This is a genomic window from Sphingobium sp. TomTYG75 (genome assembly GCF_054771635.1).
On record NZ_BSRE01000001.1, the window covers coordinates 568,851 to 584,436 of the forward strand.

General features: G+C 63.2%; 14 protein-coding genes. 4 read left to right on the top strand and 10 right to left on the bottom strand.

Features of this window, described 5'->3' with window-relative positions; genetic code table 11:
* Window positions 1-143: 143 nt before the first annotated feature.
* The 3 genes from ndk to ACYU81_RS02765 all read right to left on the bottom strand — a co-directional run bounded on the left by ndk (window position 144) and on the right by ACYU81_RS02765 (window position 2,538).
* Window positions 144-566: a nucleoside-diphosphate kinase gene (gene ndk / locus ACYU81_RS02755; RefSeq protein ID WP_009820765.1), complete on the bottom strand. Its 423-nt coding sequence runs from the start codon at window positions 564-566 to the stop codon at window positions 144-146.
* 89 nt (window positions 567-655) lie between these two features.
* Window positions 656-1,093: a DNA polymerase III subunit chi gene (locus tag ACYU81_RS02760; protein ID WP_460986242.1), complete on the bottom strand. Its 438-nt coding sequence runs from the start codon at window positions 1,091-1,093 to the stop codon at window positions 656-658.
* Entirely contained in the window at window positions 1,093-2,538 is a 1,446-nt protein-coding gene (locus ACYU81_RS02765; RefSeq protein WP_460986243.1) for a leucyl aminopeptidase, read from the bottom strand. Before ACYU81_RS02765 ends, ACYU81_RS02760 begins: the two co-directional genes overlap by 1 nt.
* A 225-nt stretch (window positions 2,539-2,763) precedes the next feature.
* Between ACYU81_RS02765 and ACYU81_RS02770 the strand changes: the two genes are divergently transcribed.
* The 4 genes from ACYU81_RS02770 (at window position 2,764) to rsmA (ending at window position 8,337) form a co-directional block, all read left to right on the top strand.
* Window positions 2,764-4,998 carry an LPS-assembly protein LptD gene (locus ACYU81_RS02770; protein ID WP_460986244.1) on the top strand — a complete coding sequence of 745 codons (2,235 nt, stop codon included), beginning with the start codon at window positions 2,764-2,766 and terminating at the stop codon, window positions 4,996-4,998.
* Window positions 4,999-5,098: 100 nt separating this feature from the next.
* Window positions 5,099-6,484, top strand: a complete 1,386-nt coding sequence (locus ACYU81_RS02775; protein WP_460986245.1) for a peptidylprolyl isomerase — start codon at window positions 5,099-5,101, stop codon at window positions 6,482-6,484.
* Window positions 6,462-7,499 carry a 4-hydroxythreonine-4-phosphate dehydrogenase PdxA gene (pdxA, locus tag ACYU81_RS02780; protein ID WP_460988097.1) on the top strand — a complete coding sequence of 346 codons (1,038 nt, stop codon included), beginning with the start codon at window positions 6,462-6,464 and terminating at the stop codon, window positions 7,497-7,499. The genes ACYU81_RS02775 and pdxA overlap by 23 nt, the downstream gene beginning before the upstream one ends.
* Window positions 7,489-8,337, top strand: a complete 849-nt coding sequence (rsmA, locus tag ACYU81_RS02785; RefSeq protein ID WP_460986246.1) for a 16S rRNA (adenine(1518)-N(6)/adenine(1519)-N(6))-dimethyltransferase RsmA — start codon at window positions 7,489-7,491, stop codon at window positions 8,335-8,337. The genes pdxA and rsmA overlap by 11 nt, the downstream gene beginning before the upstream one ends.
* A 15-nt stretch (window positions 8,338-8,352) precedes the next feature.
* On the opposite strand, the gene ACYU81_RS02790 is transcribed toward rsmA, so the two are convergent.
* From ACYU81_RS02790 to ACYU81_RS02820, 7 genes are all read right to left on the bottom strand, one after another.
* Window positions 8,353-9,153, bottom strand: coding sequence for a COG4705 family protein (locus tag ACYU81_RS02790; protein WP_460986247.1), 801 nt, complete (start codon window positions 9,151-9,153; stop codon window positions 8,353-8,355).
* A gap of 337 nt (window positions 9,154-9,490) precedes the next feature.
* The gene (locus tag ACYU81_RS02795; RefSeq protein ID WP_460986248.1) at window positions 9,491-10,009 is read right to left on the bottom strand and encodes a tetratricopeptide repeat protein; all 519 of its coding nucleotides are present in this window, start codon (window positions 10,007-10,009) and stop codon (window positions 9,491-9,493) included.
* Window positions 10,010-10,086: 77 nt separating this feature from the next.
* The gene (locus tag ACYU81_RS02800; protein ID WP_460986249.1) at window positions 10,087-11,262 is read right to left on the bottom strand and encodes an RsmB/NOP family class I SAM-dependent RNA methyltransferase; all 1,176 of its coding nucleotides are present in this window, start codon (window positions 11,260-11,262) and stop codon (window positions 10,087-10,089) included.
* 12 nt (window positions 11,263-11,274) lie between these two features.
* Window positions 11,275-12,732, bottom strand: a complete 1,458-nt coding sequence (gene guaB / locus ACYU81_RS02805; RefSeq protein WP_449473564.1) for an IMP dehydrogenase — start codon at window positions 12,730-12,732, stop codon at window positions 11,275-11,277.
* Window positions 12,733-12,886: 154 nt separating this feature from the next.
* Window positions 12,887-13,237, bottom strand: coding sequence for a hypothetical protein (locus ACYU81_RS02810; RefSeq protein ID WP_460986250.1), 351 nt, complete (start codon window positions 13,235-13,237; stop codon window positions 12,887-12,889).
* Window positions 13,238-13,326: 89 nt separating this feature from the next.
* Window positions 13,327-15,276 (bottom strand): ATP-dependent zinc metalloprotease FtsH, encoded by a 1,950-nt coding sequence (gene ftsH / locus ACYU81_RS02815; protein WP_196226569.1) that lies wholly within the window; start codon window positions 15,274-15,276, stop codon window positions 13,327-13,329.
* A 73-nt stretch (window positions 15,277-15,349) separates the two neighbouring features.
* A complete protein-coding gene (locus tag ACYU81_RS02820) occupies window positions 15,350-15,541 on the bottom strand; it encodes a hypothetical protein (protein WP_196224194.1) in 192 nt (63 codons plus the stop codon).
* Between the last annotated feature and the right edge of the window lie 45 nt (window positions 15,542-15,586).

Genomic DNA, 15,586 nt, shown 5'->3' on the forward strand with positions numbered 1-15,586 from the left:
CTCCACCATCGGCTACGCCGACGGTCCCCCTGCCCATCTACCGATGGGGAGGACTTCAATGTCCGCAATCCAACCAAATCCGATCACAAAAAAGGGCCGGCGGACTTACGTCCCCGGCCCTTCTTTCATCCTGATCGATTAGATCAGCCGACGATTTCTTCGGGCTTGAAGAAATAGGCGATCTCGATCGCGGCATTTTCTTCGCTGTCCGAACCATGGACCGAGTTGGCTTCGATCGACTCGGCATAATCCTTGCGGATGGTGCCTTCGTCGGCGTTGGCCGGGTTGGTGGCGCCCATGATGTCGCGGTTGCGCTTCACGGCGTCTTCGCCTTCCAGAACCTGGACGACGACCGGGCCGGAAATCATGAAGGCCACCAGATCAGCGAAGAAAGGGCGTTCCTTGTGAACGGCATAGAAGCCTTCGGCCTGCTCGCGGCTCATGCGGATGCGCTTGGACGCGACAACGCGCAGGCCTGCTTCTTCCAGCTTCTTGGTCACAGCGCCGGTCAGGTTGCGGCGCGTGGCGTCAGGCTTGATGATCGAAAAGGTGCGGGTCACGGCCATAAGGCTCAAAAGCTCCGGATTGTTGGAATTGGCGCGCCCTTTAAACCGCGCCGCTTCGCACCGCAAGGGGGCGTGGCCGCCCCGCTTGCTCACGGACCCTGCACCCATTTCCCCTGCTCCTGCCGCCAGAAGCGGGGCGTCACCCCCTCCCGCTTCGACAGGGCACGCCAGCTTTCGCGCGCGCCATCGACGGTCAGCGTGTCGAAAAAGTAGAAAGCGCGCTCGAAATCGAGCGCCTCTTCACGCCATAGGCCATCGGCAATCGCGACGTGCCGGGCACCGTTCGCAGGGCTGCAATCCTGCGCCAAAAGTACCGGCTGCATCGCCTCGCCGCCCTCCCCCGCCCGGCCGTGGGCAAGGAAGCTTTCCGGCGGCCCGTTCCACAGCCCAGCCGAAATGCGTTCAAGTTGTGCCTCGTCCTGCGCGACCACCAGCAACCGTTGACCCAGGCCGAGTATACGCGCCGCAATGGCGGGCAGCACCCGGTCCACAGGATCACGGCTAAGCTGGTAGAAATCGACCTGCATCAGCGCTCAAACTTGTCCGCCACCAGACGATCGATCAGGCGCACACCATAGCCGGTCGCACCCTTGTCCCAGGTTGCGCCGGGCTTGTCCGCCCAGACCATACCTGCGATGTCGAGGTGCGCCCATTTGACCCCATCATCGACGAATCGCTTGATAAACTGCGCGGCGGTGATCGATCCGGCATAGCGCGCGCCCATATTCTTCATGTCCGCGATCGGGCTGTCGATCAGCTTGTTATAGGCGTCGCCCAGCGGAAAGCGCCAAAGCTGGTCCCCCGCCGCCTTGCCAGCAGCGAGCAGATCCTCGGCAAGCCCTTCGTCATTGGCGAACAGTCCGGCATATTGATCGCCCAACGCCACGATCATCGCGCCGGTCAGGGTGGCAAGATCAATGACAACCTCGGGAGAATAGGTTTTCTGCGCCCAGGTGATCACGTCGCACAGCACCAGCCGCCCTTCGGCATCGGTGTTGATCACCTCGATCGTTTGGCCCGACATGGAGGTCACGATGTCACCGGGACGCTGCGCGTTACCGTCCGGCATGTTTTCCACAAGGCCGCAAACGCCGATGACGCGCGCTTTCGCCTTGCGCCCCGCGAGCGCCTTCATCGCGCCCGCGACCGCGCCTGCGCCGCCCATGTCCCACTTCATGTCTTCCATGCCCGCGCCGGGCTTCAACGAAATGCCGCCGGTATCAAAGGTGACACCCTTGCCGACAAAGACGATGGGCTTGTCGCCCGCGCCGCCCGTGCCATCCCACTCCATCGCCAACAGGCGGGGTTCGCGTACCGACCCCTGCGCCACGCCGAGCAACGCGCCCATGCCCAGTTCCGCCATCGCCGCCTTATCGAGAACGGTGACCTTGACGCCCAGCTGCTCCAGATGACGGCAGCGTTCGACGAAGCTTTCCGGGTACAGGATGTTCGCCGGTTCAGAGACCAGCTCGCGCGTGAAGGTGACGCCATCGGCCACCGCCGACAGCCTTTGCCAATGCGCATCCGCGTCATTCGCAACGACCGACAGCTTCATCAATGTCGGCTTTGTCTTTTCCGGCTGTCGGGTGCGATAGGTATCGATCCGCCAAGCACGCAGAGATGCTCCAAAGGTAAAATGAGCCGCCTTATCGCCAGCCGCGCCGCCGAAAAACTCCACTGCGGCATGGCTCGCCCCGCTCGTCAGCAGGCGTGCCGTCAGCGCCGCGCCCGCCCGTTCATAATCGGCCTCGCTCCCGCTGCCCGTGCCGACAAGAACGATGCGCAGCACCTTGCCACCCTCTTCGGCGAAGCTTTCAAAGCTTGCCCCCGCCTCACCCGTGAAGCGCGCCGCCGCTGCTCCCGCCGCCAGAGTAGGCGCCGCCGCGATCGGCAAGGCATCGAAACCGCCCTTGGGAACGGCAAAGACCAGCGTGTCGGCGTCGGGACGCACCGGGGTGAATGCGATTTCCATCAAGGGTCCTTCTTCTGCTTTTCTGATCGTGTGGCGCTAGGAACGCTCCATGCCAGATAATGTCGCTTGCCCCATCTGGCAAAGCCGTTCGACCGATTTCCCGCAAAAGAAGCGTGACGAAAGATTGCGGCGCGCGCAAAGCAATGCGATAGGCGGGCAACGAAGCGCCCCTGAAGAGGCACGATCCCCTTGCAGAATTTTTCCCGTTTCTCGCGTCTGAAACATATGCTGGCCGCAAGCGCGGCGCTCGCCTGCATGGGCGGGATGCCGCATGCCTTCGCGCAGGAACTGCAATCACCGCCGACGCCCGTCAGCGCGCCCGACGCTCCCGTGCCCGCGACCGACGAGCAAATCGGCTTTTCGGCCGACGCCCTGGAATATGACAATAATACCGAAATCGTGACAGCCACCGGCAATGTCCAGCTGCTCCGGCAGGGCAACCGTCTGCGCGCGGACAAGGTGGTGTGGAACCGGACGACCGGCGAGGTGGAAGCGCGCGGCAATGTCTCGGCGACTGATCCTGAAGGCAATATCGCGTATGGCGACCGCTTCCAGGTGACCGACACGCTGAAGGACGGCACGGTCGAAAACATGCTGCTGGTGCTCCAGTCGGGCGGCCGATTGGCGGCGGTGCAGGGCGTTCGGGTGAACGGCGTCTATACGCTGCACAAGGCTGCCTACACCGGCTGCAGCGTAGTGGACAGCGACGGCTGCCCCAAGGAACCCACCTGGCAGATCAAGGCGGTCAAGGTCGTCTACGACCCCGTCGCCGCTCGCGTGCGATACCGCAATGCCAGCGTGGAAATATTCGGCCTGCCGCTTATTCCGCTGCCCGGCTTTTCGCACCCGGTGGGCGACACGGGGGGCACGGGCCTTCTGGTGCCGAACCTCCGCTACGACCGGAATAACGGCCTCGAAGTCGCCCTGCCTTATTATATCAAGCTGGCGCCCAACCGCGACCTGACGATCACGCCGCATGTCTATTCCAAGACGCTGCCGATGCTGGAGACGAATTTCCGCCATCGCTGGGACCGTGGCGCCTATCAGATCACCGGATATGTGACCCATGCGCGGCGGATCGACGCCAGCAGTTCCCTGCCCAGCTCCACCAGCCCAGCGGGATCGGAAAAGGATTTCCGCGGCTATCTCGACGCCAGCGGCGCCATGCAACTAACGCCGGAATGGAGCGTCAACGGATCGCTTCGCGTAGCGAGCGACCGCACCTTCCTGCGTCGCTATGACATCAGCCGCGACGACCGGCTGCGTTCGACCCTGGGCGCCCAGCGCATCGGCGAGAACAGCTATTTCTCCATCGCTGGCTGGGCCGTCCAGACACTGCGCCTTGGCGATCCGCAGGGGCAAACGCCGATCGCGCTGCCCGTGATCGACTATCGCCTGCGCCTGATCGACCCGCTTCTCGGCGGCCGGATTCAGTTTCAAGCGAACAGCCTCGCGATCACCCGCACCCACGGCCAGGATACGCAGCGCGCCTTCGCTGCCTTTGAATGGAACCTGCGCAAGCTGACGGGCATGGGTCAGGAGGTGAATTTCACCACCTATCTTCGCGGCGACGTGTACCACAGCAGTGACAATCTTCAGAACAACATCGCCCGCTATGCCGGCGATCCCGGCTGGCAGGCGCGCGGCATCGCGGCGGCCGCGATCGATGTCCGCTGGCCCTTCATGGGTGAGGCGTTCGGCGGTGTGCAGCGGATCGCGCCCCGCGTGCAGATCGTAGCAGCGCCCCGGCTGGCAAATCTGTCGATCCCCAATGAAGACGCGCGCGCCATCGATCTGGAGGACAGCAACCTCTTCGCGCTCAATCGCTTCGCAGGCTATGACCGGTTCGAAGATTCGACCCGCATCACCTACGGTCTGGAATATAGCCTTTCCCTGCCCGGCTTTTCGCTGGAAAGCGTGGTCGGCCAGAGCTACCGCCTTAACAGTCGCGAAAGCATCCTGCCCGACGGCACCGGCCTTTCCGATCGCATGTCCGACATCGTCGGCCGCACGACCGTCCGTTTCCGCGATTTCGTCAGCCTCATCCACCGTTTCCGCCTGGACAAGGATGGGCTGTCGGTGCGCCGCAACGAAATCGACGCGACGGTCGGCAGCCACAAGACCTATGCCATGGTCGGCTATCTCCGGCTCAACCGGAACGCCGCGCCGGGGCTTGAGGATTTGCAGGACCGCGAGGAGCTGCGTTTCGGCGGCCGCGTGCAATTCGCCCGTTTCTGGTCCGTCTTTGGGTCCACCGTCGTCGATCTGACCGACCGGAAAGAAGATCCGCTCAGCGTCTCTGACGGCTACGAACCCGTCCGTCATCGGCTCGGCATCGCCTACCAGGATGACTGTCTGACGCTGGGCCTGACGTGGCGTCGCGATTATCTGGCCGCCGGTGACGCGCGAAAAGGCAATAGCTTCCAACTACGGCTGGCTTTTCGGAATATCGGCATATAAGGATCAGCCTTCCCGTTCAGGACCGGTTCTGGCCGCTCAGGACCGGTTAAGGCGGACCGGCGCATCACGCGCTGGACCGTAATGGAGAGTTTTGTCGACGATGCAGCCTGTCGTTTCCCCGCCTTCCCGCCTTGGACTATCGCTTCGGACCAGCGCGCGCGCCTTGCTCCTGTCCTCCATCCTGCTGGGATCGATCGGCAGCCCTGTCGCCGCCCAGACCGTCAATGACGATGAAGGGGTTGCCGCGCAGCAGTTGAACCTGCCCAAGGACGTGACCGTCTTTGGCAAAAGCGATCCCAATGTCCGTAAGGCTACGGCCATCGTCAACGGCCGCATCATCACCGGCACGGACGTTGACCAGCGCCTGGCGCTCATCCTCGCGGCAAATGGCGGTAAGGTGTCGCCAGAGGAACGGGAGCGGCTGCGCGTGCAGGTGCTGCGCAACCTCATCGACGAAACGCTTCAGATTCAGGAAGCCGCCGCCCACGACATCAAGATCGACAAGTCGGAAATCGACCAGAGCTATGAACGTGTCGCGGCGAACTTCAAGCAGTCGCCCGCCCAGTTCGACCAATATCTGCGCACGCAGGGCAGCGCGCCCGCCAGCATCAGGCGCCAGATCGAAGGCGAACTGGCGTGGAGCCGCCTGCTCCGCCGCAACATCCAGCCCTTCGTCAACGTCTCCGCAGACGAGGTGAAGTCGGTCGTCGATCGCATGAACGCGGCCAAGGGCAGCGATGAATATCGCATCGGTGAGATCTACCTGTCGGCAACGCCCGAAAATGAGGCGCAGATCGTCTCGAACGCCCGCAACATCATCGAACAGATCAAGCAGGGCGGCAGCTTCGCCGCCTACGCCCGGCAGTTTTCCGAAGCATCGACTGCTGCGGTTGGCGGCGACCTCGGCTGGGTACGCCCGGCGCAGTTGCCCGATGAACTGGCCAAGGCCGCCAATGAGATGCAGGTCGGGCAGCTCGCTGGTCCCATCCCCGTTCCGGGCGGCATCTCCGTCATCTATGTCATGGACAAGCGCAAGGTGCTGACCGCTGACCCGCGCGACTCTCTGCTCAGCCTCAAGCAATTGTCGATCAGCTTCCCGCCCGGCACGACCAAGGAGCAGGCGAGTGCCAAGGCAGCCAGCTTCGCCGCGCAGATCAAGACGATCAAGGGATGCGGCCAGGCGAACGAACTGGGTGGCAAGATCGGCGCCGATGTCGTGGACAATGACAATGTGAAGGTGCGCGATCTGCCCCCGCAGTTGCAGGAAATCCTCCTCGGCCTGCAAGTTGGCGAAGCGACCCCTCCCTTTGGCTCGGTCAATGACGGCGTGCGCGTTCTCGTCGTTTGCGGCCGCGATGAAGCCAACAGCGCCGCCGCGCCGAACGCCGAACAGATCATGGCTCAGCTTGAGGAAGAACGGGTCAACAAGCGCGCCCGCATCTATCTGCGTGACCTTCGCCGCGATGCCATCATCGACTATAACTGATCCAGCCTCGGCTCGACCGGAGCTGGCACCTTTTGCCGTCCCGCTGGGCGACCCGGCGGGGATCGGGCCGGAAATCGTAGCGAAAAGCTGGGTGATGCGCGAAGCACGCGGATTGCCCACCTTTTTCGCCGTGGGTGATGCGGCATCCTTGCGCCGGGTCTGGTCCGGCCCTGTCGCCCCCATCGCCACACCGCAAGAGGCAGCGGCGCTGTTCGACACCGCGCTTCCCTGCCTCCAGGTTGCCGACGCCGGTGACAACGTACCGGGCTCCCCCAGCATCGACGGCGCGCGCACTGCTTTTCAGGCACTGGAAGCGGCGGTAGGCCTCGCCCGCACCGAATCGGCCGCCGGGATCGTCACCGCCCCTGTCGGCAAGGAACAGCTTTACGGCGTCGGCTTCACCCATCCCGGCCAGACCGAGTTCATCGCCGAACGTTGCGGCGTAGCCCCCCACAATGCGGTGATGATGCTCGCCGGTCCTTCATTGAAGGTGGTGCCCATCACCATCCATATCCCGCTGGCAGAGGTCGCCTCGGCCCTGACCATCGACCTGATCCGCGCCCGCGCCACGACCACGGTCAAGGGATTGCAGCGCAATTTCGGTATCCCCCGCCCGCGCATCGTCGTCGCCGGACTCAACCCCCATGCGGGTGAGGGCGGCGCGCTGGGCCGGGAAGAAATCGACATCATCAGCCCCGCGATCGAATCGCTACGGGCGGAAGGCATGGACATTGTCGGCCCCCTTTCCGCCGATGGCCTGTTCCACGCCCGTGCCCGCGAAACCTACGACGCGGTGCTGTGCATGTATCATGACCAGGCGCTGATCCCGCTCAAGACGCTGCATTTCGATGAGGGCGTCAACATCACGCTCGGCCTGCCGATCGTGCGCACCTCGCCCGACCATGGCACCGCCTTCGGCATTGCCGGAACGGACAGCGCAAACCCCGGCGCGATGATGGCGGCGCTCAAGATGGCGGCCGAAGCTGCGCGATCGCGGTTAAGCCATGGGGGCTGATACGCGGCCGGTCCTGCCGCCGTTGCGTGAAGTCATCGCTGCGCACGGCCTGCAAGCGAGCAAGGCGCTCGGCCAGAATTTCCTGCTCGACGAACAGTTGCTCGATCGCATTGCCGCGATCCCCGGATCACTAAAAGATCAGCCCGCGTTCGAGGTTGGACCCGGCCCCGGCGGCCTGACCCGCGCGATCCTGCGGGCCGGAGCACGGCTGGTCGCTGTCGAACGGGATCGCCGCTGCCTGCCCGCTCTTGCGGAATTGTCAGACGCCTTCCCCGGCCAGTTACGCGTCATATCCGGCGACGCCATGCAGGTGGACGCGCATGCCGAAGCTGGCGAACATGCCCACATCATAGCCAACCTGCCCTATAATGTCGGCACAGCGCTACTGATCGGCTGGCTGTCTGCGGAATGGAACCCGCTGCCCTGGTGGTCTTCCCTGACGCTCATGTTCCAGATGGAAGTCGCCGAGCGCATCGTCGCAAAACCGGGCGGCGACCATTATGGCCGTCTCGCCGTCCTGTCCCAATGGCGCAGCGACGCCCGCATCGCCATGAAGGTCCACCGCAGCGCCTTCACCCCGCCCCCGAAGGTCATGTCGGCCGTGGTCCACATCACGCCCAAAGCAGCGCCAGAGGGCGTGCAGCTCAAACATCTCGAACGCCTCACCGCCGCCGCCTTCGGCCAACGCCGCAAGATGCTGCGCCAAAGCCTCAAAGGCCTACCGGGCGCACTCGATGCGCTGGAGCAAATCGGCATAGATCCCCAACGCCGCGCCGAAACGGTCAGCGTGGAGGAATTTGTTGAAGTGGCCCGGGTGATGGGATCGCGCAGACCCTAGGTCTGCTGTGAGTGGTCAGCGGACGTTGCGGGCACGTCCGTCGGCGCGTTGCGGAAACACTAAAATGAGACAAAGGATCGCGCCTGCCAAAGCTGCCGTAGCCAAAGGACGACTGAACTCCAAACCACCTTTCGCGATGGGTTTGTCCAAAAAGTCGCCCACGGTCGCTCCCAAGGGGCGGGTTAAGATAAATGCAGCCCAAAAGAGGAGCACATGCGAAACAGAAGTCCAGAAATATAGCGCGGCAAGGAGGGCGAGCAGCCCGCCGAAGATCATTGCTGCGCCGCTATAGCCAAGGGAACCGTCGGCAACCCAATCGCCAAGCGCGGTGCCAAGCGTCTGCGAAAAAGTGATAGTAACCCAATAGAAAGTTTCGGCTTTAGCCGTTTCAATGCGATTGACGTCCACTGACCCCAAGGTGCGATACCACCAGAGCAGCGATAGCAGCACTAGCGAAAACAGAAGAACTGAGCCGCCCGGATATCCGAGGCCTATGGAACGTGTCGCATAGTCGGCGAGTGTCGTCCCTGCGGTGGTTGAGGCAATAATCGTGGCCCAATAAAGCCATGGGTTGAAACGCCGAGCCCGAATTTGCAGCGACACCAACACTATGAGTAGAAGGCCGAAAATGGCGGTGCCGATAAGATAGCCGTTTATGCCGCTGCTGCCAGCGTTCGGCGTCGTTTCGCCGAGCCAACTCATGCTAACCGCGTCTCCGCCCGTTTCGCCGAGTGTGGTGGCGAGCACCTTGATCACCCAAAAAACCAACGTCACTGCGGGGACTTTATTTATCGCAGCACCGGGTGAATCAAGCATGCGTCATCTCACAGAACATCATTGAGTCTCGACGATCTTAGGACAACGCGTTCTGTCCGCCAATGGCCAATGGTCGCTTGCCGCTGGGCACTTACCCGTCTCTATCCGGAAGCCACCTATGGAGCGCAGCCTAACGATCAGCGCCGTCAATGGCTGGCCAGAGTGGATTTCAGTCATCCCCCCTCCCGCAAGCGGGAGGGGGCTAGGGGGTGGGCCAGCGCAACGCCCGACCTTATTCTTCAACGGCACGCCAGCGGCTCGTTTCGCTCGCGTCCAACCCTATTAACCCCTCCCACCTACGGGAGGGAATGTCTTAGGCGACCCTTTCAAGACAGCCTCAGGGCGTCTCCGTCTCCACCGCCTTCGGCACCACGACAGCATCCTTCGCACTCAACACCGTCGCAGGCGGCCCCTTCTGGATCGCGGCGGCGAGCTTGCCGACAGCCGCGCAGTCGGACTTGCACGCGCTCTGCGCCTGGGCGAGATTTTCCTTTGCCTTGGCGATCGCACCCTTCTCGACCATCGCCTCGCCCTGTCCGACCAATGCATGCACATCGTTCGGGTCGAGCAGCAGCGCCTCGCGATAGAGGCGAATGGCCTTGCCCTGAAGGCCCTGCGCACGGGCTACTTCGGCCAGTTCGATATAGGCCGAGCGATTGCGCGGATCGACCGCCAGCGCCGTTTCCAGCGCATCGTTCGCCGCATTGAAATGCCCCGCTCGACGCGCGGTGACGCCCGCCTGCTGCCATTCGATCGACAAAGGCGAAATCTGGGCATCCGGCCGCTGCGTCAGACCGGCGCTCGACACGGTGGTCAGCAGGACGGCAAGGGCGATCGAAGCAGGGGTAAAACGCATGCACAACTCCAGCCATGTTTCAGGCGTTGATTCTACCCGAGTGTCGTCATTTTGGCGGGGCTTGTCCATCGCCTCTTTCATGCACCGCGCCGAAGCCGGGCGAAATAGAAACCGTCCGTCGCGTCATGCCCCGGCGTCAGCAAACGGCCATGCCCATGCACCCGCCCGGCCGCGATCGGGATCGCCTCAGCCGTCCATCCCTCGTGGCGATCGAGAAACGCCTGCACCTGCCCCGCACCTTCCTGATCGGTCAGGGCGCAGGTGGCGTACACAAGCGCCCCACCGGGCGCCACCAGCGGCGCCGCGAAGTCCAATATGCGCGCCTGTTCGCCCACCAGCCGTTCCAGCCGCGCGGGTGTCAGGCGCCAGCGAGCCTCGGGATTGCGCCGCCAGGTCCCGGTCCCGGAACATGGCGCATCGACAAGCACGACGTCCGCTTGCCCCTGCAAGCTCTCCAGCCCCCGCGCCTCATGCCCCTGATCGAGCAGCAATGTCTGGATGAAGGTCGCCCCCGCCCGCTCGGCGCGCGGGTCAAGGCGTGAGAGGCGCGAGCGGATCGTGTCCGCCGCAATCAGCGTCCCCTGTCCGGCCATCGCCGCCGCAAGCGCCAGCGTCTTGCCGCCCGCTCCCGCGCAAAGGTCGATGACAGTCATGCCGGGCGCAGCGCCGCATGCCGCAGAGATGAGCTGGCTGCCCGCATCCTGCACCTCGACCAGCCCCTGCTTCCACGCATCGCTCTGCTCAACCGGCCAACCCTCCGGCAGGCGCAGCGCGTCAGGCAAGCCGTCGATCGGCACCGCTTCGGGAAAGATCGGCGCGGCATCTTCCGGCGTCGCTTTCAACCGGTTCACCCGCAAATCCACAGGCGCCCGGCCCAGCAACTCCTCCTGCTCCACAGGCGCCGCAAACAACGGCTTGAGCCAGACGGGCACCGCTCCGGCAATAGCCCCCGCCTCCTCGGCAAGGATGGGCGCAGGCCCATGCGGCGATCCATCGAACAGAGCCGCGATATCCGGCCTTTCCCGCGCCAGTCCGATCATCGCCGCGCGGCCATTTTCCGGCCGTTCCGCAGCCCGCCGCACCGCATCATAAACATGATCGCGCACTGCTCGCCGGTCGCGGGAACCGGCATAGCGCCGTTCCTTGAAATAGCGTGCGATCAGCGTGTCGGCAGCCGGTCCACCATCGCGCGCCGACGCTATGATGGCATCGAGCAGCTCGATCGCGGCCTGAACACGCGCGGAGGGGGTCACCCCGCCTTACCCTCAGCGGGTGGGATAGTTGGGCGCTTCCCGCGTGATGGTCACGTCATGGACATGGCTTTCGGACAGGCCCGCATTGGTGATCTGAACGAAGCGCGCGCGCTCCTGAAGGTCCTTGATCGTGCGGCTGCCGGTGTAGCCCATCGCCGCCTTCACGCCACCGACCAGCTGGTGGATGACGTCCTTCGCAGGCCCCTTGAACGGCACCTGCCCCTCGATCCCTTCGGGCACCAGCTTCATCTGGTCCTTGATGTCCGCCTGGAAATAGCGGTCGGCAGAACCGCGCGCCATCGCGCCGACGCTGCCCATGCCGCGATAGCTCTTGTAGGCGCGGCCCTGATACAGGAAGGTTTCACCCGGTGCTTCGGCCGTACCCGCCAGTAGCGATCCTACCATGACGCAGCCCGCGCCAGCCGCCAGCGCCTTTGCCACATCGCCCGAGGTGCGAAGCCCGCCGTCCGCGATCACCGGAATGCCCTGCTTTGCCGCTTCATTGGCCGAATCCATGACGGCGGTCAGCTGCGGCACGCCCACGCCCGCCACCACGCGCGTGGTGCAGATGGAGCCAGGCCCGATCCCGACCTTCACGCAGTCGGCCCCGGCGTCGATTAAAGCCTTGGTCGCTTCAGCGGTCGCGACATTGCCTGCCACAACCTGAACATGGTTGGAAAGGCGCTTCACCGCCTCGACCGCAACCGCGACCTGCTTGCTATGGCCATGCGCGGTATCGATGACGATCAGGTCGCATTCGGCGTCGATCAACGCCTCGCTGCGCTCCAGCCCCTTGTCGCCCACTGTCGTCGCCGCCGCCACACGCAGGCGGCCCGAACCGTCCTTGGTCGCCTGCGGATAGGTGACCGCCTTCTCGATGTCCTTGACGGTGATGAGGCCAACGCAATGATAGTCATCATCGACCACCAGCAGCTTCTCGATCCGCCGCTGATGCAGCAGCCGCTGCGCTTCATCCTGCCCCACGCCCACCTTGACCGTGGCAAGATTATCTTTCGTCATCAGTTCGCTGACGGGCTGATTGGGGTTTTCCGCGAAGCGCGTGTCACGATGGGTGAGGATGCCGACCAGCTTGCCGCTGTTCTCGACCACCGGAATGCCGCTGATCCGGTGCCGCTCCATCAACATCTGCGCGTCTGCCAGGGTAGCGCGCGGCGTGATCGTGATAGGGTTCACCACCATACCGCTCTCGAAGCGCTTGACCGCACGCACCGCATCCGCCTGCTCTTCGATCGACAAATTGCGATGCAGGACGCCGATACCGCCCAGCTGCGCCATGACGATCGCCATGTCGGCCTCCGTCACCGTGTCCATCGCAGAGGACAGGACCGGGATGTTCAGCTTGATCTGCTTGGTCACATAAGTGCTGGTGTCCGCCTGGCTGGGCAGCACATCGGACTCGCCGGGCTGCAACAGCACGTCGTCAAAGGTGAGGCCGAGGCGGATATCCATGTGAAAGCCACTTTCTTCTGTGCGACCTGCCAAGGGGCATAGCGCGATCGCTGGGGATTCGTGGCGGCCCATGTAACCATTAACCAGCGAAACGGCCAGACCTTAGGCGTATTTTGTTGCTGGCCGCCTCACGGCACAGGAGGACGGGCGCTTTTCAGGATTTGGCGGTAGCACCCACAAGCCGATCCAGCCATGCCTGCGCCTGCTTCGGCTCCCCGACCGCCTGCGAACTGACCGGGCCGCGCGATGCAAGAAACTCCTGTTGCAACTCAAACGGAGGCATCAAGAGTTGCTCCCGCGCCTTGTCGATGGCTTCCCCGATTTCTGCCAACTGTTCGATGACCGGAGCGATCGCGGCGCGACTTGCCCGGTCCTCCTTATGCCCGAACAGACCCCATTTCCCCGAAGCAGTCACGCGCAATGCGTCGATGAGCTTCTCGGTATATTCCGCCTCCAGTTCCAGGCGGCGGGTGTCCAGGCGTTCCAGTCGGTCAGCTTTTGCCATGACAATCCCTATCTCACCACGATGAGATAGCCGCAAACAAAAAGGGCGCCGCCCGACGGCAGCGCCCTCTTCAAACCCTTGACCGCAGATTAGATCCCGGCAGGCGAAGGATCGCCAAACGGCCCCTTGCGCTTGCGCGTCTTGGGGATGGAAGAACCCGCCGCCGGAACGACGGATGGCTTGATCGTGGTGCCGTCGTCACGGGTAATCTCACCTTTGTCGAGCAGCGTCTTGATCTCCTCACCGGACAGCGTCTCATATTCCAGCATGGCGTTGGCCAGCAGGTGCAGCTGGTCCTCGTGACCCTTCAGCACTTCCTGCGCCCGGGTATAGCCCTGCTCCACCAGTCCGCGGATTTCCTTGTCGATCAGCTTTGCCGTCTCGTCCGACATATGAACGCGCTGGCTCTGCGAATAGCCGAGGAAGGTTTCGCCCTGCTGCTCTTCATATTGCAGCGGGCCGAGCTTGTCGGACATGCCCCATTGCGTGACCATGTCACGGGCCAGCTTGGTGGCATATTGAATGTCACCCGACGCACCCGACGACACCTTGTCATAACCGAAGATGATCTCCTCGGCGACGCGCCCGCCCATGGCGACGGCCATGTTCGCGTGCATCTTGTCGCGGTGATAGCTGTAGCTGTCCCGCTCCGGCAGACGCATCACCATGCCCAGCGCACGGCCGCGCGGGATGATCGTCGCCTTGTGGATCGGATCGGACGCCGGTTCATGGACTGCGACGATGGCATGGCCCGCCTCATGATAGGCGGTCATCTTCTTCTCGTCCTCGGTCATGACCATGGAGCGGCGCTCGCTGCCCATCATGACCTTGTCCTTGGCCGCCTCAAACTCATCCATCGCGACCAGACGCTTGCCCCGCCGCGCCGCCATCAGCGCCGCTTCGTTGACAAGGTTCGCAAGGTCAGCGCCCGAGAAGCCCGGCGTACCGCGCGCAATGGTACGCGGATTGACGTCCGGCGCCAGCGGCACCTTCTTCATGTGCACGGCCAGGATTTTCTCGCGACCCTCAATGTCGGGACGCGGCACCACGACCTGACGATCGAAGCGACCCGGACGCAGCAGCGCAGGGTCCAGCACGTCGGGGCGGTTGGTCGCCGCAACGATGATGATACCCTCATTCGCCTCAAAACCGTCCATCTCGACCAGCAACTGGTTCAGCGTCTGCTCGCGCTCGTCATTGCCGTTACCGAGGCCCGCGCCGCGATGACGGCCGACCGCGTCGATTTCGTCAATGAAGACGATGCAAGGCGCGTTCTTCTTCGCCTGCTCGAACATGTCGCGTACACGGGAAGCACCCACGCCGACGAACATCTCGACGAAATCCGAACCCGAAATGGTGAAGAAGGGAACCCCCGCCTCACCCGCAATCGCGCGCGCGAGCAGCGTCTTACCCGTACCCGGCGAACCCACCAGCAGCGCGCCCTTGGGAATCTTGCCGCCCAGCCGCGCAAATTTGGTCGGGTCCTTCAGAAACTCGACGATTTCCTGCAATTCCTCGCGCGCTTCATCGATGCCCGCAACGTCATCAAACGTAACTTTGCCGTGCTTCTCGGTCAGCAGCTTTGCCTTGGACTTGCCAAAGCCCATCGCACCGCCAGCGCCGCCGCCCTTTTGCATCTGCCGCAACACGAAGAAGGCGATACCCAGGATCAGCAGGAATGGCAGCGACTGGTAGAGCATGATCTGCCAGAAGCTCGGCTGCTCCTCAGTCTGTCCGGAATATTTGACGTTATAATCGTCAAGCAGCCCGGTCAGCCCCGGATCATTCACGGGAACGGTGTTGAACCGCTGCCCGCTGGTCAGTGTGCCGGTAATCTTGTCGGTCGCGATCGCAACGTCCTTGACCTGCCCCTCCTGAACCTTTGACCGGAATTCGGAATAGGCGAGGCCGCTACCCGCCTGCGAAGCGGAGCGGCTGTCGAACATCGAGACGAATAGCAGCAGAGCGACAATCACCCCCGCCCAAATCATCGCGCTCTTGATCCAGGGGTTACCCTGCGGGTCCTTCTCGTCGTTCATCATCACTCTCTTTCACCGGGCAAGATAGGATGCTCCGGCAAAATCGCAAGTTGGGTGCAACGGTCTGCTGACGTTATCCGCCCACGAACTGCGACAGGGCGATATAGGCTAGGATCATCGCCAGGCCCGCCGACACGCCGCACAGCAGATATCCAACATACAGCAGCAAAGGCGGATGCGGGCGAGCCAGCTTCCGGTTACGTTGCGCCGCCGAAAGGATCACACTGGCGAGCACGCCATAGGTCAACGCCGCAAATTCGAACATAAATGACTTTCCATGCCTGAGTGCCGACCCCAATACGCCTGAAGG

Coding starts and splice junctions, on each gene's coding strand:
- ndk (WP_009820765.1), bottom strand. CDS start 566: ATGGCCGTGACCCGCACCTTTTCGATCATCAAGCCTGACGCCACGCGC.
- ACYU81_RS02760 (WP_460986242.1), bottom strand. CDS start 1,093: ATGCAGGTCGATTTCTACCAGCTTAGCCGTGATCCTGTGGACCGGGTG.
- ACYU81_RS02765 (WP_460986243.1), bottom strand. CDS start 2,538: ATGGAAATCGCATTCACCCCGGTGCGTCCCGACGCCGACACGCTGGTC.
- ACYU81_RS02770 (WP_460986244.1), top strand. CDS start 2,764: ATGCTGGCCGCAAGCGCGGCGCTCGCCTGCATGGGCGGGATGCCGCAT.
- ACYU81_RS02775 (WP_460986245.1), top strand. CDS start 5,099: ATGCAGCCTGTCGTTTCCCCGCCTTCCCGCCTTGGACTATCGCTTCGG.
- pdxA (WP_460988097.1), top strand. CDS start 6,462: ATGCCATCATCGACTATAACTGATCCAGCCTCGGCTCGACCGGAGCTG.
- rsmA (WP_460986246.1), top strand. CDS start 7,489: ATGGGGGCTGATACGCGGCCGGTCCTGCCGCCGTTGCGTGAAGTCATC.
- ACYU81_RS02790 (WP_460986247.1), bottom strand. CDS start 9,153: ATGCTTGATTCACCCGGTGCTGCGATAAATAAAGTCCCCGCAGTGACG.
- ACYU81_RS02795 (WP_460986248.1), bottom strand. CDS start 10,009: ATGCGTTTTACCCCTGCTTCGATCGCCCTTGCCGTCCTGCTGACCACC.
- guaB (WP_449473564.1), bottom strand. CDS start 12,732: ATGGATATCCGCCTCGGCCTCACCTTTGACGACGTGCTGTTGCAGCCC.
- ACYU81_RS02810 (WP_460986250.1), bottom strand. CDS start 13,237: ATGGCAAAAGCTGACCGACTGGAACGCCTGGACACCCGCCGCCTGGAA.
- ftsH (WP_196226569.1), bottom strand. CDS start 15,276: ATGAACGACGAGAAGGACCCGCAGGGTAACCCCTGGATCAAGAGCGCG.
- ACYU81_RS02820 (WP_196224194.1), bottom strand. CDS start 15,541: ATGTTCGAATTTGCGGCGTTGACCTATGGCGTGCTCGCCAGTGTGATC.